This window comes from Chamaesiphon sp. OTE_8_metabat_110 (genome assembly GCF_031382685.1).
Taxonomy (GTDB): domain Bacteria; phylum Cyanobacteriota; class Cyanobacteriia; order Cyanobacteriales; family Chamaesiphonaceae; genus Chamaesiphon.
The window spans coordinates 1-4,281 of sequence record NZ_JANMZA010000275.1; the positions used below are offsets into that span (position 1 = coordinate 1).

General features: G+C 47.5%; 4 protein-coding genes. All 4 read left to right on the plus strand.

Annotated elements, in window-relative coordinates; translation table 11 throughout:
* Nucleotides 1-105 precede the first annotated feature (105 nt).
* Nucleotides 106-1,713, plus strand: coding sequence for a glucose-6-phosphate isomerase (locus tag RMO52_RS09875; RefSeq protein WP_310413481.1), 1,608 nt, complete (start codon nt 106-108; stop codon nt 1,711-1,713).
* Between the two features lie 127 nt (nt 1,714-1,840).
* Nucleotides 1,841-2,614 carry an aminotransferase class IV gene (locus RMO52_RS09880; protein WP_396134937.1) on the plus strand — a complete coding sequence of 258 codons (774 nt, stop codon included), beginning with the start codon at nt 1,841-1,843 and terminating at the stop codon, nt 2,612-2,614.
* A 20-nt stretch (nt 2,615-2,634) separates the two neighbouring features.
* The gene (locus RMO52_RS09885; protein WP_310413486.1) at nt 2,635-2,991 is read left to right on the plus strand and encodes a hypothetical protein; all 357 of its coding nucleotides are present in this window, start codon (nt 2,635-2,637) and stop codon (nt 2,989-2,991) included.
* 457 nt (nt 2,992-3,448) lie between these two features.
* On the plus strand, nt 3,449-4,281 hold an 833-nt coding region (locus RMO52_RS09890), incomplete at its 3' end, for an ATP-dependent metallopeptidase FtsH/Yme1/Tma family protein (RefSeq protein ID WP_310413489.1).

Consider the following 4,281-nt stretch of genomic DNA (forward strand, 5'->3'; position numbering starts at 1 on the left):
ATTTTTTGTGTAAAGATAACCAATCTGGCACCCATCAGGCTGGTATCTTAGTAACAGGGCAAATGAGATCGCCGTAGAATTTTTAGATTTTAATGAGGTTGAGTAATGGCAACAGTGGCAACAGGTGCATTGCTATGGCAGCGATATCAGGATTGGTTGTACTACCACCCAGGATTAGGGTTGTATCTTGATATCAGCCGAATGCGGTTCGATGATGCGTTAGTTTCCCAACTACAGCCGAAATTCGATCGGGCGTTTGCCGACATGCGAGCGTTAGAGGCCGGATCGATCGCCAATCCTGACGAGCACCGCATGGTAGGACACTACTGGCTGCGAAATCCAGCACTGGCACCCAATCGATCGATTGCCACTGAAATTACCACCACGATCGATTCGATAGCAGATTTTGCCCAAAAAGTTCACTCTGGAGCCATCCATCCGCCGCAAGGTGAGAAATTTACCGATCTAATCGCGATCGGGATTGGTGGCTCGGCATTGGGGCCGCAATTTGTATCTGAGGCTCTAGCAGCCACTGATGCCCCGTTAAATATTCACTTCATCGACAATAGCGATCCAGCCGGAATCGATCGCGTCCTCAGTCGCATTCATCACCGACTAAATACCACTCTGGTTGTGGTCACATCCAAGTCTGGCGGTACTCCCGAGCCGCGAAATGGAATGATTGAGGTGCAGACTGCTTATAGTGCCCAGAATCTCGATTTCGCTGCCTATGCAGTCGCAGTCACTGGCGTCGGGAGTCATCTCGATGGCGTTGCCGCCGCCGCAGGCTGGATTGCTAGATTCCCGATGCCCGATTGGGTGGGCGGACGAACTTCGGAATTATCTTCTGTCGGCTTACTTCCCGCTGCACTCCAGGGCATCGATATTCAGGGGATGTTAGCTGGTGCCAAAGAAATGGATATCGCCACCCGCACCCCCGATATTAAGACCAATCCCGCTGCTTTACTCGCTTTGGCGTGGTATGCGTCGGGGAATGGCAAAGGGGAAAAAGATATGGTGGTCTTACCTTATAAGGATAGTTTGCTGTTATTTAGTCGTTATCTCCAGCAGTTAGTGATGGAGTCGCTGGGTAAAGAAGACGATCTCGATGGCAATAAAGTCTATCAAGGTATTGCCGTCTACGGTAATAAAGGCTCGACCGATCAGCACGCCTACGTCCAACAACTGCGGGAAGGGATTGCCAACTTTTTCCTGACGTTTATCGAAGTATTACACGATCGCGAGGGCAATTCGCCCGAAATCGATCCGGGTGTTACTAGTGGCGACTATCTCTCTGGCTTTCTCCAAGGCACGCGTCAAGCTTTGTATGAAAACAACCGCGACTCGATTACAGTAACTATTCCTAGCGTTACACCGCAGACGGTAGGTGCTTTAATTGCACTATACGAGCGGGCTGTGGGTTTGTATGCTTCGATCGTCAATGTCAATGCTTATCACCAGCCCGGAGTAGAAGCTGGCAAAAAAGCAGCAGCAGTAATTCTGCAATTACAAACAGATGCAGTCGCAGCATTGAAGTCAGCAGCAGCGCCGATGACGCTTGAAGAATTAGCTACTAAAGCTGGCGCGCCCGATCGCGTGGAAGCAATTTACAAGATTCTCCGTCATCTCCAGTCAAACGATCGCGGTGTTACATTTACAGGTGATGTGTCGAAGCCGGGGAGTTTGATGGTTGCTTGGGTGGCGAAAGGGTAAGAGGTAAAAGGTAAAAGGTAATAGGTAATAGGAAGAGTAGAAGAGTAGGGTGGGCACTTCCCACCAGCTAGGTTTCAGACATTATCTACTTAATAAATAATTGTATTTGTCTATCTAAGTGCGTGATTTGTATTGGTATTGTGGAAACTCGATCGAGTCTGGATCGATCGAGTTAGATATTAATGACCCTGGCTTACTGTATGGGGCGACGGTATTTACAACTTTTAGAACGGATAAATTCTCGGAATCTGGCTACGATCTGCACTGCGATCGGCTAAGAAGTTCGATCGATGAATTAGATTGGATTCAGCCAGATTGGAATCAAGTTCGATCGGGTGTGGAATGTTTAATGTTACATTTCCCCGTACTGCGAATTACAATCTTTCCTGACGGACGCGAATTAATTACCGGACGAGATTTGCCGCCTAATTTAGCTACTTGGCAACAGGAAGGTGTGACGGTAATTGTTGCCGAGCAAAAATTTACGCGATCGTTTCCGCAGCTCAAAACAGGAAATTATCTAGCACCCTGGCTGGCGCTAAAACAAGCACGCAACCAAAATATTCAAGAAGCAATCCTGACAAACGATCGCGGTGATTGGCTAGAAACCACTACCGGGAATCTCTGGGGTTATCGCGATGGCTGCTGGTATACACCGCCGCTAAGTGCTGGAATTTTACCAGGCATCGCTCGATCGCAAATCCTATCATCGCTCAAACAACAAAATCGATCGGGATCAGAGATCGAGTGGAAGGAAGAATGGGTCAAAGGTTTGGAGGCGATCGGCTACAGTAATTCGGTGATTTATTTTATTCTGATTCATACTGTTATTACTCCTGTGGGTACTCTAAAGTATCCAGCCCAACATCCAGCGATAGCGGAAGTTAGCTGTTTAGAGTGAAGTAATCGGAGCAGATTTGGGTGAATATCAAATACAGGAATAATGTTCGGGCTTTTACACTCTTATTCATTGTTACAAGTGTGGCGATCTTCTATTCTGCACAACCCGCTCAAACCCAAGTTTTAGTTTTGGCAGATTCAATTTTAACAATGGGTAAGAACGAACAAATTAATCTTAGTAGCGCCTTGATTCAGACTAATAACGACAGTTCGGATCGATTCTTACGAGAACAACTAACAAATAGTAGCTCAACTACGCCCACTGCACTTCAATCGAGCAACAGCGGCTGGACTCAACCGATCGGTTGGTTATTTGGATTGGTGTTTGTAATCATGGGGGCACTTGTTGCCTGGTCTAAATATATACGAAAACGATAATCTTGGTAATTTGGATGCAACTAGGGTTTATAGGCGATCGAACCTAGTGATTCGGTAATCCACCTCGTCCCACTTATATAGTGCGATCGCTCCAATGGGTAAACTAGAATATAAGACCTAGTGAACAGAGATCGAGTCATGGCTGACGGCGATCGCGGAGCAGAGGCAAAGCAAAACGCCAATGCTCGGTCCCCTGGCACCTAAGCCTTTAAAACTGCCAAATCTCAACTTTAATTTAAAAAACCCTATCAATAAAATGAGAGAAAGGTTAACATAAGTTAATACAGAGATAACATAAACCAAATTATCGCGCATGTGCGCTGGTCGGAATCACCCGACAGCTCAGTGCGATCGGCAGATGGCGCAGACTGGAGGCAACGACGGTCGAGCGATTGGATCGAACCAAGCCCCGTCACGATTTGCCAGTCACCAAATAATAATATAGGAGAACCTTCGATTGAATAATAAGCGGTGGAGAAATGCCGGACTATATGTCCTTCTGGCAGTTGTGGCAATCGCTCTGGCAACTACCTTCTTGGAGAAGCCAGCCCCAGCCCAAAAAACTTTGAAATATAGCCAGTTTATCCAAGAGGTAAAACAGGGCGAAATCGAGAACGTTGGCTTGAGTGCCGATCGTTCGCGGGCGTTGGTACAAGCTAAGGATGGTACCAAAGCGTTGGTTAACTTACCTCCCAATGACAACCAACTCGTCAACATTCTGACAGAAAACGTCAAAGGCAACATTTACGTTCTGCCACAGAATGACGAAAGCGTTTGGTTCCGCGTTCTGAGTAGCTTATTCTTCCCAGTATTGTTACTGGTGGGTCTATTCTTCTTGCTCCGTCGCGCTCAAAGTGGCCCCGGCAACCAAGCGATGAACTTTGGTAAATCCAAAGCTCGCGTCCAAATGGAACCCCAAACCCAGGTTACTTTCGGTGACGTAGCGGGTATCGACCAAGCGAAACTAGAACTTAATGAAGTTGTAGACTTCCTCAAAAATGCCGATCGCTTTACTGCTCTCGGTGCCAAGATTCCTAAAGGTGTCCTGTTAGTCGGCCCTCCTGGTACTGGTAAAACCCTCCTCGCACGAGCTGTAGCTGGTGAAGCTGGCGTACCATTCTTCAGTATTTCTGGTTCGGAATTCGTCGAAATGTTCGTCGGTGTAGGTGCATCCCGCGTCCGCGACTTGTTCGAGCAAGCCAAGGCTCAAGCTCCTTGTATCGTCTTCATCGATGAAATCGATGCAGTCGGTCGTCAACGGGGCGCAGGCTTAGGTGGTGGTAACGATGA

Bases quoted from the DNA above. Each gene is read 5' to 3' on its own strand.
- RMO52_RS09875 (WP_310413481.1), top strand. From the start codon at position 106: ATGGCAACAGTGGCAACAGGTGCATTGCTATGGCAGCGATATCAGGAT.